Consider the following 16,175-nt stretch of genomic DNA (forward strand, 5'->3'; position numbering starts at 1 on the left):
AGTTGTATCGTTTTAACGTTGCGGATTATAAGTTTTGGCAAGGCGTTTAGCCTGACTGAGCACTGACAATTGTTGCTTAATTTCGTCTTTACTATCAGAGATTTGCTCCGTGAGCTGCTGCATAGATGCTAAACGACGCTGAAGGATTGGCGAGTTAGGCCCCGCATTAAGTGTCAATTGCTCAAGTATATTTTGATGTTCACTCAGTAAAAAATGAACTTGCCCAATATCACTATCGGGCAATTTGAGTATGGCCACTAACTGCGACAATAATTGCTCAGAACGTATTTCCAACTGGGCTAAGTGTTCATCATCCATAACGATACTAGACAGCGTTACGCTGATTATACGCTTCTTGTTTTGCCGATTCAGGAATGTTATCCCACGCTGATTTAATTGGCAGCAAGATTTCGATGACATCAGCTATCTGCTGTGGATCATTAGTCACGGATGCTTCAGATAAATGTTCTAACATAAAGCTATACAGATCATCCAGATTCCGGGAAATCTCACCACCAGCTTCATGATCGAGCGTACTGCGAAGCGACGATATAATTGCAGTCGCTTTAGCGATGGGTTTCGCTTTATTTGCCAAATCTTTACGTTCGATACATCCTTTGGCTATCGCTAAATTCTCCAACGCAGATTGCATCAGAAGTTGAGTTATTTTATGTGGATCAGCTGTCGCAATCTGATCACGAATTCCCACCTGACGATATTGATGAATCCCTTTTTTATACATAACGACATCTCTCAACTTTTACTTTATAGGTGACTCTGAACATAATTCATTTGCTCTTTGAGCCCAGCCATTGATTTATCAAATGCAGTGTATTTATCACGCAACGTTTTTTCATATTGCGCCATGCGATCATCCAACGCCGTTTGATCTTCACTAACCCCTTTCAACCGGGACTGAACAGACTGCTGCCGATGATCTAAAATTCCGCCAGTTTCCTCATAACTTTTGACAAACTTGGCAAAACGAGTCGCAATACCATCATCTGATGCAAAAAATCGGCCAACCTGATTTAAGTCACCATTTAACTGCTCTTTTAATTTGGTATCGTCTACTGATAATTTCCCTTCCCGATCCATTTTTACCCCCATACCATAGAGGGTATGAACTCGACCGGGTTGCTCCGGGTCTCTCACACCACTACTCACAATCTTACCCATCGCATAACGCATAGTACGAAGCATTGCATCCCCACTCAGTGGTTTGTGATGTGAGTTATCAGAACCTTTATGCACCTGCTGGGGTTTACTATATTTATCAATCTGAGTCAGAACTTTATTATAAGTATCGACAAAATTATGGACATTCTTAACCGCCGCATCGATATCGGGTTCAATGGTTAGCTGACTCGATTTACTGGTTTTCTCATGCACCGTCAGACTTACGCCAGAGATAACATTTTTAAACTGGTTCGTATCGCTGGTTGCATCTAAACCATTAATCCGTACTTTGGCACCGGAGGCAGTTTTGGTTGTCTGAAAATTGGAAACAAAATTAGCTAACTTCGCGCTAGTCGTCGTCACCACTAAATCATTAGGATTACCATTATCAGGATTATCATCGTTATCTAATCCTGAAACGGAGCTATCTAAAACAAAATGAGTGCCATTTTCTGAGTTGATCAAGTTGGCTGTTACGCCAAAATTTTTCGTGTTTTCGTTGATCGCCTTACGAAGCTGCTCAATGGTCATTCCGGGTTTCACATCAATATGAAACGATTTTTCTTTACTGCCCTGTCCAACTTTAAAGACCAACTGAGCAGGTGGAGCCGGAGTTTTATCGGGACTGGTACTGGCTTTATAGATTTGTTCAGTCCCAGATTTATAAACATTCGTAGAAGTTAATCGCGAACCTTGCGCTAGCTGTAACACATCAACCTGATAGGTCCCATTCACAGCTCTTCGCGACAGAGAAACTTTATAAGGCTGCGCCAAATCATCCAATGAACTGGCAGCCTGTGAAGATTTTTTATCTTTATCTGATGATTTTGAATTGGCCGAATTTGCGGTAGCACCAGAGACTTTTTGCCCGTCCACTAATGCCTGACGAGGCAAAAATTCTTGAGGATTTGTCGCTTTATCAACTGCCTTGCGAAAATTACTCAATGCTGATTTTACGCTTCCCACTGCGGAAAGCGTAACGTTCAGCGTGTCCTTGCGCTTTCTGATACGCTGTTCTTGAGGTTGGCGTTCAGCATTAATAGAAGCATTCATGAGCGACTCAAGATCGAGTCCACTGCCTACACCTGCTGCTGTCAGTCCTGCACCTACTCCTGCCATAATAATCCGCCGCCCTCTTACACTAAACTATCTTATCAACAAGTAACCCAGCCTGATCAGTGGCATCCTGATACTCTTTTAGCCTAGTGGATATTTCACGAAGCTCCTGAGAAGGGATCTCTCGGATGACTTCATGGGTATCGGTATTGTAAATGGATGTTACCAATTCCCCATCCTGTTTATCCACTTTAAACCTTACTGCCGTTGATTGCACCTTGAGGATCTGGTTAACTTCATCAACTACATTAACTATATCCTCTGATGACATGGTCGCAGGATTCGGGTCTGGAGAGCCCTGCAAGTTCCGCGCCGATCTACTTTGGCGCCCCCCTTGCACAGGCTCTGAAGAGTGTTGATAAGCCACTGATGACCGATCACCCGTCACGACTGAACTAATATCATTTGACATCTTTCAGCCTCCCGTCAAAAACTGCCTTTTCTAATCAGCAGATTAGATCAGAGCTAACGCAGCTTGTGGACGCTGATTTGCCTGTGCCAAAATCGAAGTACTGGTTTGCTGCAAAATTTTTGATTCAGTCAATTTTGCGGTTTCTTTTGCAAAGTCAGTATCCCGAATTCGAGAACGAGCAGATGTCACGTTTTCAGACACGTTTGTCAAGTTGCGGATAGTCGAGTCAAATCGGTTCTGAATTGCACCCAATTTGGCTCGTTGGCTATCCACTGCCTTAATTGCTGTATCCAGACTCCCGATAGCAGCACTAGACTGACCAACCGACTGAACAGACAAGCCAGACAACCCAAGACCTGCGGCTCCCCAACCACTAGCACGACTAATGTTCACACTAATGTTTTGGTTTGCCCCCGCATTGGCACCAACTAGGAATTTCGCTGAGAAAGTCCCATCAAGCAGATTTACACCACCGAACTGGGTCGTCTGAGATACACGACTCATTTCAGTTTTCAGTGAAGATACTTCAGCCTGCAATGCGTTGCGGTCATCCGAGTTGTTCACACCATCTTGCGATTGTACGGCAAGAGTACGCATACGCTGCATCATGGTGGTTAACTCATCCATGGCGCCTTCTGCTGTTTGTGCAACAGAGATACCATCTTGACCATTCTTAACTGAACGGTTCAGACCTTGGATTTGAGATGTCATTCGGTTAGAGATCTGCAGACCTGCAGCATCATCTTTTGCCGAGTTGATTCGCTTCCCTGAGCTTAAGCGTTGGTATGCTGTATCCAGCTGAGAGCTAGAACGAGACAAGTAACGCTGTGCGTCTAGAGATGACACGTTAGTATTAACTACTAATGCCATAATTTGAGCCTCCTAAGATTAACCTCTCTATCTGAACCGGATAGAGTGGCCTAAAATCAGCAAGGTTGTTGAACCCCGACAGAAGTGAACCTCTTCATGCCAGACAACCTTCCTATTACTGAAGAAACTTTTCTCTTCGCTAAAAGTAACGGCAATGCTACGGCAAACTTTAGATCTTTTTTATCAGAAAGAGGAATTAATTTGCCGTCCAGCGCAAGCGTAACAAAAGTGGCAATAAAATAGATTAAAGCACTCTCAGCCAGCATCGACACAGGCAGTGTCAAAATGGAAACAAAAACTTGGCATAATTGATGCTTTATATTCGATGCAGTCTGAACCGCTGCAAAAAAAGCCAGGTTTGGAAAACCTGGCTAAATCGCTCATGTGATAGGAGATTGAGAGCGAAATTATAAGCGCTAAATATAATTCTAGGAATTGAGCCTCCTAAGAGTGTTATATGCGCGAACCTCCTGGGACGGTGGACTGAACCCCACCGTCCTTTTTTATTAGCCCAACAGAGACAGTGCAGCCTGAGGGCGTTGATTTGCCTGAGCCAAAATGGTTGTGGCAGTTTTCTGAATAATCCGGTTTTTAGTTAAATTAGCGGTCTCTTTCGCATAGTCGGTATCTTTGATTCGAGAACGAGCTTCTGTCACATTCGACGAAATATTAGTTAAATTTCGAATGGTTGACTGGAATCGGTTCTGAACCGCACCAAGTTTAGCACGCTGAGAGTCCACCTTTTTAATCGCGTTATCAACTGTTGCAACCGCAGCCGAAGCTTGTGGAACACTATTCACACTTAGACTACCTAAATTCAAACCACTCGTTCCCCAACCCCCTGGGTTTTCAATGTTCACGCTGATATTCTGTTGTGCACCAGCGTTTGCCCCAACTAAGAACTTAGCAGAAAAAGTCCCATTTAGGATATTAACACCACCGAACTGGGTAGTTTGTGCAACCCGACTCATTTCAGTCTTTAACTGAGAAACTTCTGATTGCAATGCATTACGGTCATCTGAGTTATTCACACCATCTTGCGCTTGAATCGCTAGCGAACGGATACGCTGCAACGAACTGGTTAACTCGTCCATTGCTCCCTCAGCAGTCTGAGAGATTGAAATCCCGTCCTGAGCGTTTAATGATGCCCGATTTAACCCCTGGATTTGAGCAGTCATTCGATTTGAAATCTGCAAACCTGCTGCATCATCTTTTGCAGAGTTAATACGAGAGCCAGAAGCTAAACGCTGAAATGATGTATTCAACGCACTACTGGCTTTACTTAACTGACGCTGTGCGTTTAACGACGATATGTTCGTATTGACATAAAGTGCCATAATTATATCTCCTATCTACAATCTGATCCGCTTTTATCGGCTTTTTATGTTGTCGACTTATATCCTGCCGACTTACCTTATTTAACGGCTGAGATGTCGATTCCTTTAGGACTTTTTTGCCTGTTTAAGAAGCCGAACAATCCAGCAAACCCTTTATATCTCGGGGACATATTAGCTATCGGCCAGCAAGTAGAAACATTAAGGAAATTTGCACATTATTTAGATAAATTTAAAAATAGTGGCGGTTATGGGTGGGGGAGAAATAAAAAAATAGAGAAACAGAATTGGAAAATAAATCCTTTAAATGAAAAAAGGGCTAAATAGCCCTTTTTTCTAAATCATACATGCTAAATATAATTAAACAGTGTCATTTTACTAATTTTGCTGTAGGCCGCATAAGAGGTATTGAGCGCCAATTCAGCCTTAGATAGTGACGTCACAGCTTTAGAAAAATCGACTTCTCCCAGTGAGGCTCTAGATTTTTTGTTGATGATATTAATTGCTGACTGGGCGTTTCCTAAAGAATCCAAACCATTCTCGCGAGCACCAATTGAACCCATTGTCAGGTTTAATTTCTCAGTCGCATGATCAATACCAACTAAAAAATCTTCCTGAGCCTGATCATAAGGTTGCCCTTTGACGTTAGGATCTCTTAAAACATCGATAAAGCGTCCCAGAATATTCAATATATTGTCTTTTTCTGGTTTTTGCAGTGTAAATGACTCTGTTGTCCCAGGAGTCGAAGTCAGCTTAATTTTTAGCCCTTTAAATAAAAATGGCTTACCCACTTCATACGTTCCCGATGCCAACTCTTTACCATCACTATTAGTGATGGTGTAGCTATTCGGATTGCCACCGCTACCAGCCGCTGTGGACACTGTAAAAGTATTGGCTTGCGGCGTTACATCAGAGTAATTATTTTTATAGAAAGTATCATAGGTTTTCTGCTCATTTACATAAGCATCAATGCCACTGGAGTTACTTTTAACCCGCCGACGTAGGGAAACATTCTCAAACGCATCTTTACCAGTCGTATTGCTTTGCACATAAACTGATGCGCCAATTTTGAGTCGAGTGTTACCGTTATCACCCACATAATGATAACGTTGGCCGTCAAAAACATAGGGTTGGATCTGTGACTGGAAGCCAGCAAAAACATAATCCCCATTCGCATCCCGAGTATTCACCAAGTCGGCCATCTGCGCACGGATTTGCTCAAGTTCTTTTGCCATTGAACGACGTTCATTCATTCCGTTAAGGCCATCACCTGACTGAACCCCCAACACCCGAGCACGCAATGCTGAATCATGCATACTGTTAAGGATATTCTCCTGAAAACTTAAGGTGTTTTCCAAAGAAACCCCATTATTTTTATATTGAGCATTCTGATTAATGTCGGTATCAATTGCCATTTTTTCCGACATATCTGCAGGTCCATCCCCCGCTTGTAACAATTTCTTGTGCGTCACTAACTGATTATTGGCTTTTTCAACTTGCTGCTGAGACTGTAAAATCCCATTCATCGAAGTATTATAAAGGTTCATTGTTGCAACACGCATGATGACTACCTCAGAGCATTAAGAATGGAATCAAATGTCTTTTGCGCCACACCAATAACCTGCGCCGATGCGGCATAGGCCTGCTGAAAACGCACCATGTTTGAAGCTTCTTCATCCATGTTTACCCCAGAAATTGATTTTGCCCAATTCTCACTTTGGGTTTTTAATGACTTCGCAGCGGCTGTATCTAAACGCGCTTCAGAGGTATGCCCGCCAATAAAAGTTACCATAGAGGTATAAGCATCATTGAACGTCATCTGATCACTCTCCTGATCATTTGCAAGCCCTTTACGCACAGTGGCTTTTTGCTGCAAATCTGCCAGTTTCAGACCATTAAAGTTATCTGAATAACCCTCTGTGTTATAGCGAATCGTAAATACATCGCCAGGCTTGGCCTGACCACTAATGGAGACATCATAACCAGGGTTTAATTTCGCCTGCGCTAAAATATTCCGTCCATCATCCGTGACTGGAACGGTCGCCAGTTTATGACCATCTTCATCGTAAATGTCATAGCCATTGTCTTTATTGACCTCAATACGCTGAGGAGAATGGATATTCAATTTTCCAGGCGCCTCAAATCCGGAACCCGCCCCTGTATTAGTGACACTAGATAAGGTAATTTTGGCATCACTAATGTTATGAATATCTTCATCGACACGAACCGGAGCTGCCACAGCGAGTTTCTCCGGCTGAGTCATTGTCAATTGGACTTTGCGGGCCGCCTCATGAGCAGGGCGCAGTAAAAATTTATCCCCGCTAGCATAACCACCTGATGAGACATTCAAACGCAAGCCATCAATTTCAAAATCATTCGAAGTTGTCCCTTTCACAGCCTCTCCAACGACCTTATTACCGTCCAGTCGCTGCACGGTAAAACTGCTACCGCCATCAAATTTCACCAGATAATTATAACGGGTCAACTGGTTACTCTTGCCTGGAATGACCTCAGCCGTAACTTTACCGTCCCCCTGATTTTTCTTAAACGCTAACCCCTGAAATTTAGGTAAAGAAAAAATATCCCCCCCTAGGTGGCCTTCCATATCCATGCCTAAGTGATTTTGTCGGTTAAATGCATCAGTTAGCGTTAGGGCAATCTGTCCCAATCGATTGCGGCTAGGATTCATCACACTATCGCGATACACCAATAAACCATCGATAGCCCCGCCAAGTTGCCCCGGATTCATCTTCGCTTCGGTAGTGTTCCAATCCAGGTATACCTCTTGCTGAGTGGGATCAGGATTGCCGGGTCGGAGATCAAGAGTGGCATGATTTTTTTCAGTCACTAAGGCATGACCATTTTTCATAAATACTAATTTGGCGCCATTAGTCTGATCAATTGTATGAATCTTGATAATTTTTGACAGCTCATGAATCGCTTTGTCACGCTTATCTTTAAGCGTGGCCATCGTCCCTTGCTCTGGCGAATTATGATGGCTCATAATCTGCACATTCATATCCTGCAAGCTACTGATCAACTTATTTGCTGTATCTACTTTTTCTTTCAATTCGCCATTAAAATGGCGCTGCTGATTCGCGAACTGATTATCAAGTAGACGGAAACGACGGAGTAATCCGTTAAAGCCATTTAGCGTCAGTGCCCGTGTTGATGTCGAAAGCGGTGTATCATTCATCGCATGGATATTAGCGAAGGTTTTATCTAAATTAGGGTTAAGTGATAGTGAATCATCACTAACTACTTTGTCTATTTCCGAGATGCGATCAAGATATGATTTTTTTTCATCATAATCAGAGGTCGTACGCCATACAGACTGCTGGGCGAACTGGTTAATAACTCGATTGGTATGACCGCGCCCGACACCGCCGGTAATTTCTGGCTGATACTCAGTGCGCTGCATCGAATATCCAGGGGTATTAACATTGGAGATGTTATTACCAGTTGTCACCAATAATCTTTGGTGGGCTAAAACCCCTGAACCACCAATATTTAATAAATCCGGCATAACTGGTCTTCTCCATTATCAATTCTGATACTGTGATAACACCTCGCTATCAAGTACCTTTTGTATCTTGGCCGCATATTGAGGGTCTGTGGCATAACCCGAACGTTGTAGCTGTTCAGCGAACTGGGCGGGATTTTCCCCATGTTCCAGAGCCTGCTGATAACGAGGCTTTTTCATCAGTGCTATATAATCTTTAACACTGTCCGCATACGACGAATAAGCTCTAAAATTTTCCTGTTTCGGTTTTGCAAGTCCTTGTTCATATTCGAGCGTCTGCACTCGCAATTTTGGTCCTTGCCAACTTTTACCCGCTTTAATACCAAATAAATTATGACTGCTCTGGCCATCGCCATGTGCCATTACCCGTTTGCCCCACCCTGTCTCCAGCGCCGCTTGAGCAACGACTGCCAGCGGTGAAATTCCCGCCGGAGCAGCAAATTTTTGCGCTATAGGCAACAGCGTTTTCACAAAATCATCTTCAGAGGCAAATTGCTGCCGTTTTATTGCCGCTGGTTTTGGTGTTTCTGCTGGTACTGCCGCGCTCTGCGTATAAATTCGTCGAGGCTGAAACTGCATTACAGGATTATGAGCAACTTTCTTGCCAGTTTGCTTTTTAGTAGCCATTTGATCGAGAGCATGCGCGTGTCCCATGGAGATAGACGAGGTTCTATCCCCCCCAGAACGAAGCTGGCTAGCTGGCGTGAGATTGGCACTCTCAGGATCGAGCTGCTGAACAATCAGATCAGCTAACCCTAGAGAGCCATTTTTAGATAGATCCAAAGAAAGCTGCTTGTCGTACATCTGCTGATAGTTCTTCACGTAGCGATTGTTATTAATGGAGTCTTTACTTGAGAACTGGCTGTTAGATTTACGCATCTCTTCAAGTAGCTTTTGCATAAATAACGCTTCAAACTGATGAGCTACTGCCTCTAAGGCTTTATGCGGATTCTTTTTGGCTTCCCGGCGTAACTCATCAAGCTGATTTAAGTTATTATAACTCTGCTGCTGTGCCATTGCGTTTTGCATCAACATAGGGTTCTTCAAGTCCATACATGTAATCCTTATATGACGATCAAATCGCCCTGAATAGCACCGGCCTGTTTCAGTGCTTCCAGAATTGAAACCAGATCACCTGGAGCGACACCCACTCGGTTTACAGCCTGAACTAAGTCATCCAAAGAGGCTCCCGACTGGAACTTGAACATCCGCCCATCGCCTTTATCAACTTGAATATTAGAATTTGGCGTCGTAACAGTTTTTCCGCCTGCCAGCGCATTGGGCTGAGAAACTTGAGGATTTTCAGATATTTTAACCGTTAACCCACCTGAGGTAATCGCCGCCGGCAACAATTTGACGTCTTTGCCAATGACAATTGTCCCGGTTCTTGAATTAACAATAATCTTTGCCGACTCTTGCGCTGGCTGAAACTGAATATTCTCAAGGGTAGATAGATAGTTCACCCGCTGAGATGGATCACGTGGTGCATAAACTTTAACGGATGTCGCATCAATGGGTTCAGCTGTGCGAGGCCCCACCATTTTATTGATCGCATCAGCTAGGCGTTTAGCCGAAGTGAAATCAGGTTGCTTTAAATTGAAGGTGATGAAATCGCCCTGATCAAAAGGAGACTTAATTGATTGCTCAACAATTGCACCATTAGGAATACGGCCAACCGTCGGAGTATTTGCAATAATTTTCGAGCCATCGGCCCCTTCAGCGCCAAAGCCACCAACAATCAGACTCCCCTGCGCCAGAGCATATACTTTCCCGTTGGCACCTTTTAAAAAGGTCTGTAATAGGCTACCACCGCGTAAACTTTTAGCCTGACCAATCGCTGAAACCGTCACATCAATCGTTTGTCCCGGCTTTGAAAAAGGCGGCAATATTGCCTGCACAGCAACGGCAGCGGTATTTTTAATTTTCAAACTGGTATTGGGCGGAACTTTAATCCCAAAATTTCTCAGCATCGTTTCAAATGACTGGTCAGCAAAAGCATTCCCGGATTCACCAGTACCTGGTAAGCCGACCACCAGGCCATAACCGATCAATTGGTTGTTACGAACCCCAGCGACATCTGCGACATCTTTAATTCGCGTGGCCTGTGCTTGAGCTGTTAACAACCAACTAGCCAGAGCTAATAAAGTGACAAACCATTTGTTTCTCATGGCCATAATTCCTGTACCCATCAACGACTAAAGCTGTTGCGTTGCATAATTAAGCATCTGATCGACACTTGAAATCACTTTTGAGTTCATCTCATACACACGCTGCGCTTCAATGAGGTCCACAAGCTCAGCTGTCACATTCACATTTGACGTTTCAAGTGCCCCTTGCTGAATCGAGCCTAACCCATTTTCCGTCGCGACCCCTTCTTGGGCATCACCACTGGAGGCCGTCGCAACATAAAGGTTTTGTCCTTTTGGCTCTAAACCAGAGGGGTTCACAAAGTCAGCCAACGCGATCTGCCCAACCACCTGTGGTTGTTGCTGCCCAGGTAAGACCACACTCACCTGGCCATCTTCAGAAACCGTCATACTCTGAGCATTTGCTGGGATCTGAATTTCAGGTTGAATCGGATAACCAGAACCAGGCGTCACCAGTGTCCCATCCTGATTCAACGAGAACTGTCCATTACGAGTATATGCCATGGTTCCATCGGGCATCTGAACTTCGAAAAAACCTTTCCCATTAATCATCATATCAAACGAGTTATTGGTGGTTTTCACGTTCCCTTGTGAAAAGTCTTTTTGGGTCGCAACCACTTTCGAACCAGCACCCAGCATCAAGCCCGTCGGGGTTAAAGTATTTTGTGACGAACGGCCACCTGGCTGATTCACCGTTTGATAGAGCAAATCTTCAAATACTCCCCGGCCTTTTTTGTACCCAACGGTGCTAGCGTTAGCCAAGTTGTTAGAGATGACCGAAACATTAGTCTGTTGAGCATCAAGCCCGGTTTTACTAATCCATAATGCTGGGTTCATAAAAAATAACCTCCAGTATTAACCACGTAAATTAAGTAAGCGAGTCACAGAGCGATCATCATCTTCAGCTGTTCGCATCATCTTGACCTGCATATCATAGTTATGCTGTAAATTAATCAGTTGGGTCATCTCCGCGATTGGATTGACATTACTGGATTCCAATGCCCCTTTAATGACTTCAACATTGGCATCTGCAGTAATCGGCTGATTATTGGCCAGACGGAACAGGCCATCATTGCCTTTACGCAACTCTTTAATCGATGGGTTGGCAAGTTTAATTCGATTAATCTCTTCCATTCCATCCGGTGGTGCACCTTGAGGCCTCACCTCAATCGTTCCATCTTTATTAATATTAATTTTTTCCACTGGCAGAGGCACAATAATGGGCTGATTATTGTTCCCTAAAACAGGATGTCCGGTAGCGGTTTGTAAAACCCCAGCAGCTGACACCGTCAAATTACCATCACGAGTTAGAGCTTCTTTACCATTCGCATCTTGAATCGAGATCCACCCTTGTCCGGCAACGGCTATATCAAGATCTCGCCCGGTTGTTTTCAGAGCGCCAGGGGTAAAATTTTGTCCCGGGTTTTCACGCATAGCAAACACCCTACTGGGAAAGCCATCACCATAAGCTTGCATAGCACGAGCCTGTTCAAAATCACTTTTAAACCCAGTTGTGTTGGCATTCGCTAAGTTGTTACCGTGTACCGCCAGCGCATTAAGCCCTTGAGATGCACCAGTCATTGATATATAGAGGTACTTATCCACTGCTGTATTCCTGCGTCAAATGGATGACTGACAGATATATTGCAAAAACGGTGCCAAGCTTTGTAAAGAAAAAGACGGGATAAATCAGGTTTAAGAAAAAGAAAAAAGCCCGCCAAAGCGGGCATAAGCACAGGAAATTAGCGGATTTGAATAATAGTTTGTTGCAACGAACTGTCTACCTCAAGAGCACGGGAGTTAGCTTGGAAGTTACGTTGCGCTGAAATCAGATTCACTAACTGATTGGTCAAATTCACGTTGGACTGCTCCAGCGCAGAAGAGTTAACTTTACCAAAAGTACCACGGTCTGGTTCACCGGCAATCGCTTCACCAGAGGCCTGGGTTTGCAGCCATGATGTATCGCCTTTTTGACTTAACCCCTGTGGGTTATTAAATTTCGCCAACGCAACTTTCGAAACAAAGCGTGTTACACCATTGCTGTATGATGCTTTCACCAAACCATCGGCACCAATGTCAATACCAGTCAATTTACCGACTGTCGAGCCGTTTTGTTTTAAGTTGTTTACCTCAAAAGGTGAAGAGAACTGAGTTGAGCCACCAATTTTAAAATTCAATGTTTGGGTTGGATCGACAGAGCCATTGGTTGCATCCCAAACTCCGCCAAGGGTACTTAATGCAGGAGTCGTAAACTCAGCAGGTGATGGTTGAACTAAGGAACCGGTGTTATCAAAACGCAGTGTTTGCGGTTGCCCAAGCGCTTTCCCATCGACGTAAATACGTTGCTGCCAAGTATTTGGCTGCCCTGCAACTTTTACAAAATAAGACTGCGCAACATGCGATCCACCAAGAGAGTCATAGATCGTCGCTGAAGTGGATGAGTTATAGGTCGAGCTATCATCAGGATTAAATAATGTCGGATCTTTAGTAGCCGCACTATTTGGCAAGTTAAACGACATATCAATATCAGAAGTCATTGTTGGCGAACCAACTTCACTACTGAGCTGAATCGGTTTGGTTGCAGCCATACTCACCGCTGAAGGTGTACCATCAGAATTCACTTTGTAACCCTGCAAGAAGTTTCCTTCAGAAGTCACAATATAGTTATTTGGATTCAGTTTAAATGCACCAGCACGAGTATAAGAATGGGTCAACCCGTCTTTTTTCTCAGAAGTGACAAAGAAACCTTCCCCTGTAATCGCCAAATCAAGCGAGTTTTGGGTAAATTTCAGTGATCCCTGATGAAATTGCTGGGCAACCTGAGTCGTTTTTGCACCGTTACCATTTGCTGTCTTAGCATTGGAAAACAGTGAATTGGCATACACATCCGCAAACTCTGCACGAGACTCTTTAAAGCCCGTTGTATCAACGTTCGCAATATTGTTGGATGTTGTATCCAAATCCTTTTGTGAAGCGTTAATGCCGCTTAAGGCGATACCAAATGCCATCTCTCAATCTCCTATATTACTTTCAACGTACTAGCCTTCACCAACTTCAAGCACGTCCTTCATATTAAATCCACCTAAACCAGCTAGATTTAACTTGATACCTTCAGCCCCTTTATGGGAAAGACTGACACTGCTTACGTGACCAAACGTTGCCGCAGCTAACTGAACATTCTTCGCGCCTTGTTTACCAGTCACTTCAATTTTATATTTACCTTCTGGAGCGGCTTTACCTGTTTTATCTTTGCCATCCCAGTTAAATTTCATGTTGCCGTGGCCATCACCCAAATTCATGGTTTTAATGACTTCGCCGGCTGCATCCTTAATACTGACATGGACATTTTTTGCCCCTTTGCCAGCCACTGCGACACCAGAGAACCCTTTACCTTCATTCATCCCATGATCAAGAGGGACCAGCACAGAACGGCCAACTAAGGTGGATGCCTGCAAAGCTTTCGATGAGGTCATTAAATTATTCAACCCCTTGAATTCTTTGGTCAACTGAGCAATCCCATCAGACGTCTGAAACGATGACATCTGTGAAATCATATGGGCATTATCCACTGGCTTAGACGGATCCTGATAAGCCAGCTGTTGAGTCAGCAGCGAAAAGAAATCTTTCTGATCAAGTTTCTTATTGTCCGATGGAGCAGCGACCGGGCCAGTTTCTGGTTTATTAACCTTGGCATCTTGCTTGATCGGCTGTTGCTGCTTTGTCTTATCCGGCCAATAGATATTGCTATCTAATCCTTTAATCTGTGCCATTTACCCAATCTCCGACTAACCCTTACCTAAATTTAACGTCGAATTCAGCATCTGTTTAGCGGCATCAGCAACCTGGACATTCGTTTGGTAGGAGCGAGAGGCGCTAATCATATCGGCCATCTCTTCCATCACATTGACATTAGGCTTATAAATATAACCATCTTTATCTGCCAGTGGATGGTTCGGATTGTATTCACGACGCAGTGGCGCATCACTTTCAACAATCCCTTTTACTTCTACCTTAACTGCATCGGATGGTTCACCATTTATAGCTTGATCTAATGCTGCTGCAAAAACAGGCTTCCGAGCCCGATAAGTATCTTGAAAATTCGAAGAAACACTATCGGCGTTTGCTAGGTTACTTGCGGTCGTATTCAGACGGACAGACTGTGCTTTTAAACCGGAACCAGATACGTCAAATACATTAAATAAACCCATAATGATTATCCTGTAATTGCTTTCTTAAGGCCGTTGATTTTGCTATTTAAGAAATTCAAACTGGCCTCGTAACGCATCCCGTTTTCCATATACAGTGTCTTTTCAGTCTGCATATCAACCGTATTGCCATCACCGGTATCTGGTTGGTCAGGAACCCGGTATCCAATACTTGGGTCAAAGTCCGCCGATCCGGCAATATGCCTTTCGTTTGTTCTTAATAAGCGAAAATCATGCCCACTTGTTGCTTCAGCTAACGCTTTTTTAAAATCGAGGTCCCGAGCCTTGTAATTCGGGGTATCGGCGTTAGCAATATTACTGGCTAATAATTCAGCACGACGCTCGCGAACACCCAGTGTGTACTGGTGAATGCCAAAAGCTTTATCAAAAGTAATACTCATAAGTTTCCTCCAGAGATGACAACAGGAAACTGCAACTAATATGCCATTACAAAATTTTGACGATAGATAAAAGATGAAAAAAGCGGCAAGCAGAAATAACCAAAGCGGCAAAACTTACCGCTTTGCCGCCTTTCTGGTCATTTTTTATCCTCACAAAGAGGACTATTTTAATCGGTAGATAATCCCCGGATTACAGCGGATCATTTCGAAACGATCCGTTAGCCCGGTCAGGGATTCGGACGCTCCCAGAATTAAATATCCATTGGGGTTAAGCGCCCCAGCAAACTGATTTAGAATCTTAGACTTAAGATCTGCAGAAAAATAGATCAACACATTCCGACAGAAAATAATGTCAAATTTACCTAAAAGCGAATAGCTATCCAGTAAGTTCAGTGGCCGAAAGCTAACATATTTACGAACCGCTTCATTCACTCGGAAATGACCATGCCCGACATCTTCAAAAAACTGTCGTTTTCGCTCAGGAGATAAACCACGCGCTAAAGCAAGCGCGTCATATTCACCTTTTTTACAATGTTCGAGCATAGAGGGGGAAATATCAGTCCCTATAATCTGGACATTACTCAAAGCACCAGGTCGACGACGCAGAAATTCCTGAACGATCATAGCGATTGAATAAGGCTCTTGCCCAGATGAGCAAGCGGCAGACCAGATCTTTGCGCCTCTTTTACTCTGTGCCATTTCCGGTAGCAATCGATCACCGAGCAATTGAAACGGGTAGCTATCACGAAACCACAACGTCTCATTGGTGGTCATCGCATCAACGACTTCAGCCCGAATGCCTCGCTCACGCAAACTCATCGCCTGAGTAATTAGTGCACTTAAATTCCCTGAGCCAAATTTTTGCACCAGAGGAGATAGGCGACTTTTAACTAAATACTGTTTGTTATTTCCAAGGACGATGCCACACTGCTGCTCCAAAAAGCTGCTAAATTGGGAGTATAGCTCGTCTGAAAGCTCTTTCACGCGT

Annotated in this window: 18 protein-coding genes; 1 reads left to right on the forward strand and 17 read right to left on the reverse strand. The window is 43.8% G+C overall.

The features are described 5' to 3' along the window. Nucleotides 1-12: 12 nt before the first annotated feature. From EV690_RS11045 to EV690_RS11070, 6 genes are all read right to left on the reverse strand, one after another. Nucleotides 13-318: a hypothetical protein gene (locus tag EV690_RS11045; RefSeq protein ID WP_131913055.1), complete on the reverse strand. Its 306-nt coding sequence runs from the start codon at nucleotides 316-318 to the stop codon at nucleotides 13-15. 7 nt (nucleotides 319-325) lie between these two features. Further along, nucleotides 326-742 (reverse strand): flagellar export chaperone FliS, encoded by a 417-nt coding sequence (gene fliS / locus EV690_RS11050; RefSeq protein ID WP_131913056.1) that lies wholly within the window; start codon nucleotides 740-742, stop codon nucleotides 326-328. Nucleotides 743-765: 23 nt separating this feature from the next. Beyond that, complete coding sequence (fliD, locus tag EV690_RS11055) at nucleotides 766-2,298, reverse strand: flagellar filament capping protein FliD (RefSeq protein ID WP_131913057.1); 1,533 nt, start codon at nucleotides 2,296-2,298, stop codon at nucleotides 766-768. Nucleotides 2,299-2,320: 22 nt separating this feature from the next. Continuing rightward, nucleotides 2,321-2,707 carry a flagellar protein FlaG gene (locus tag EV690_RS11060; RefSeq protein ID WP_131913058.1) on the reverse strand — a complete coding sequence of 129 codons (387 nt, stop codon included), beginning with the start codon at nucleotides 2,705-2,707 and terminating at the stop codon, nucleotides 2,321-2,323. A gap of 42 nt (nucleotides 2,708-2,749) precedes the next feature. After that, a complete protein-coding gene (locus EV690_RS11065; RefSeq protein ID WP_131913059.1) occupies nucleotides 2,750-3,577 on the reverse strand; it encodes a flagellin N-terminal helical domain-containing protein in 828 nt (275 codons plus the stop codon). 506 nt (nucleotides 3,578-4,083) lie between these two features. Further along, nucleotides 4,084-4,914: a flagellin N-terminal helical domain-containing protein gene (locus tag EV690_RS11070; protein WP_131913060.1), complete on the reverse strand. Its 831-nt coding sequence runs from the start codon at nucleotides 4,912-4,914 to the stop codon at nucleotides 4,084-4,086. A 93-nt stretch (nucleotides 4,915-5,007) separates the two neighbouring features. Between EV690_RS11070 and EV690_RS11075 the strand changes: the two genes are divergently transcribed. Then, nucleotides 5,008-5,238 (forward strand): hypothetical protein, encoded by a 231-nt coding sequence (locus EV690_RS11075; RefSeq protein WP_131913061.1) that lies wholly within the window; start codon nucleotides 5,008-5,010, stop codon nucleotides 5,236-5,238. Between the two features lie 23 nt (nucleotides 5,239-5,261). On the opposite strand, the gene flgL is transcribed toward EV690_RS11075, so the two are convergent. The 11 genes from flgL to EV690_RS11130 all read right to left on the reverse strand — a co-directional run bounded on the left by flgL (nucleotide 5,262) and on the right by EV690_RS11130 (nucleotide 16,171). Beyond that, on the reverse strand, nucleotides 5,262-6,473 hold the full coding sequence (gene flgL, locus EV690_RS11080; protein WP_131913062.1) for a flagellar hook-associated protein FlgL: 1,212 nt from the start codon (nucleotides 6,471-6,473) through the stop codon (nucleotides 5,262-5,264). Between the two features lie 5 nt (nucleotides 6,474-6,478). Continuing rightward, nucleotides 6,479-8,437 carry a flagellar hook-associated protein FlgK gene (gene flgK / locus EV690_RS11085; RefSeq protein WP_131913063.1) on the reverse strand — a complete coding sequence of 653 codons (1,959 nt, stop codon included), beginning with the start codon at nucleotides 8,435-8,437 and terminating at the stop codon, nucleotides 6,479-6,481. An 18-nt stretch (nucleotides 8,438-8,455) separates the two neighbouring features. Then, entirely contained in the window at nucleotides 8,456-9,487 is a 1,032-nt protein-coding gene (flgJ, locus tag EV690_RS11090) for a flagellar assembly peptidoglycan hydrolase FlgJ (RefSeq protein WP_224055004.1), read from the reverse strand. 11 nt (nucleotides 9,488-9,498) lie between these two features. Further along, entirely contained in the window at nucleotides 9,499-10,602 is a 1,104-nt protein-coding gene (locus tag EV690_RS11095) for a flagellar basal body P-ring protein FlgI (protein WP_131913064.1), read from the reverse strand. A gap of 27 nt (nucleotides 10,603-10,629) precedes the next feature. Beyond that, nucleotides 10,630-11,418 carry a flagellar basal-body rod protein FlgG gene (flgG, locus tag EV690_RS11100; RefSeq protein WP_131913065.1) on the reverse strand — a complete coding sequence of 263 codons (789 nt, stop codon included), beginning with the start codon at nucleotides 11,416-11,418 and terminating at the stop codon, nucleotides 10,630-10,632. 18 nt (nucleotides 11,419-11,436) lie between these two features. After that, complete coding sequence (flgF, locus tag EV690_RS11105; protein WP_131913066.1) at nucleotides 11,437-12,186, reverse strand: flagellar basal-body rod protein FlgF; 750 nt, start codon at nucleotides 12,184-12,186, stop codon at nucleotides 11,437-11,439. Nucleotides 12,187-12,323: 137 nt separating this feature from the next. Beyond that, complete coding sequence (flgE, locus tag EV690_RS11110; RefSeq protein WP_131913067.1) at nucleotides 12,324-13,589, reverse strand: flagellar hook protein FlgE; 1,266 nt, start codon at nucleotides 13,587-13,589, stop codon at nucleotides 12,324-12,326. A gap of 30 nt (nucleotides 13,590-13,619) precedes the next feature. Then, complete coding sequence (locus tag EV690_RS11115; RefSeq protein ID WP_131913068.1) at nucleotides 13,620-14,351, reverse strand: flagellar hook assembly protein FlgD; 732 nt, start codon at nucleotides 14,349-14,351, stop codon at nucleotides 13,620-13,622. Nucleotides 14,352-14,366: 15 nt separating this feature from the next. Continuing rightward, a complete protein-coding gene (gene flgC, locus EV690_RS11120) occupies nucleotides 14,367-14,789 on the reverse strand; it encodes a flagellar basal body rod protein FlgC (RefSeq protein ID WP_131913069.1) in 423 nt (140 codons plus the stop codon). Between the two features lie 5 nt (nucleotides 14,790-14,794). Further along, nucleotides 14,795-15,187 (reverse strand): flagellar basal body rod protein FlgB, encoded by a 393-nt coding sequence (gene flgB / locus EV690_RS11125; RefSeq protein WP_131913070.1) that lies wholly within the window; start codon nucleotides 15,185-15,187, stop codon nucleotides 14,795-14,797. A gap of 162 nt (nucleotides 15,188-15,349) precedes the next feature. Further along, entirely contained in the window at nucleotides 15,350-16,171 is an 822-nt protein-coding gene (locus EV690_RS11130) for a CheR family methyltransferase (RefSeq protein ID WP_131913071.1), read from the reverse strand. Nucleotides 16,172-16,175: the final 4 nt, after the last annotated feature.

The organism is Celerinatantimonas diazotrophica (assembly GCF_004339545.1).
Taxonomy (GTDB): Bacteria; Pseudomonadota; Gammaproteobacteria; order Enterobacterales; family Celerinatantimonadaceae; genus Celerinatantimonas; species Celerinatantimonas diazotrophica.

What these genes read in the sequence shown, in the direction of transcription:
- EV690_RS11060 (WP_131913058.1), bottom strand. Translation starts at nt 2,707, where the DNA reads ATGTCAAATGATATTAGTTCAGTCGTGACGGGTGATCGGTCATCAGTG.
- fliD (WP_131913057.1), bottom strand. Translation starts at nt 2,298, where the DNA reads ATGGCAGGAGTAGGTGCAGGACTGACAGCAGCAGGTGTAGGCAGTGGA.
- EV690_RS11095 (WP_131913064.1), bottom strand. Translation starts at nt 10,602, where the DNA reads ATGAGAAACAAATGGTTTGTCACTTTATTAGCTCTGGCTAGTTGGTTG.
- flgG (WP_131913065.1), bottom strand. Translation starts at nt 11,418, where the DNA reads ATGAACCCAGCATTATGGATTAGTAAAACCGGGCTTGATGCTCAACAG.
- fliS (WP_131913056.1), bottom strand. Translation starts at nt 742, where the DNA reads ATGTATAAAAAAGGGATTCATCAATATCGTCAGGTGGGAATTCGTGAT.
- EV690_RS11045 (WP_131913055.1), bottom strand. Translation starts at nt 318, where the DNA reads ATGGATGATGAACACTTAGCCCAGTTGGAAATACGTTCTGAGCAATTA.
- flgJ (WP_224055004.1), bottom strand. Translation starts at nt 9,487, where the DNA reads ATGGACTTGAAGAACCCTATGTTGATGCAAAACGCAATGGCACAGCAG.
- EV690_RS11065 (WP_131913059.1), bottom strand. Translation starts at nt 3,577, where the DNA reads ATGGCATTAGTAGTTAATACTAACGTGTCATCTCTAGACGCACAGCGT.
- flgC (WP_131913069.1), bottom strand. Translation starts at nt 14,789, where the DNA reads ATGGGTTTATTTAATGTATTTGACGTATCTGGTTCCGGTTTAAAAGCA.
- EV690_RS11070 (WP_131913060.1), bottom strand. Translation starts at nt 4,914, where the DNA reads ATGGCACTTTATGTCAATACGAACATATCGTCGTTAAACGCACAGCGT.
- EV690_RS11075 (WP_131913061.1), top strand. Translation starts at nt 5,008, where the DNA reads ATGTCGATTCCTTTAGGACTTTTTTGCCTGTTTAAGAAGCCGAACAAT.
- EV690_RS11115 (WP_131913068.1), bottom strand. Translation starts at nt 14,351, where the DNA reads ATGGCACAGATTAAAGGATTAGATAGCAATATCTATTGGCCGGATAAG.
- flgL (WP_131913062.1), bottom strand. Translation starts at nt 6,473, where the DNA reads ATGCGTGTTGCAACAATGAACCTTTATAATACTTCGATGAATGGGATT.
- flgK (WP_131913063.1), bottom strand. Translation starts at nt 8,437, where the DNA reads ATGCCGGATTTATTAAATATTGGTGGTTCAGGGGTTTTAGCCCACCAA.
- flgB (WP_131913070.1), bottom strand. Translation starts at nt 15,187, where the DNA reads ATGAGTATTACTTTTGATAAAGCTTTTGGCATTCACCAGTACACACTG.
- flgE (WP_131913067.1), bottom strand. Translation starts at nt 13,589, where the DNA reads ATGGCATTTGGTATCGCCTTAAGCGGCATTAACGCTTCACAAAAGGAT.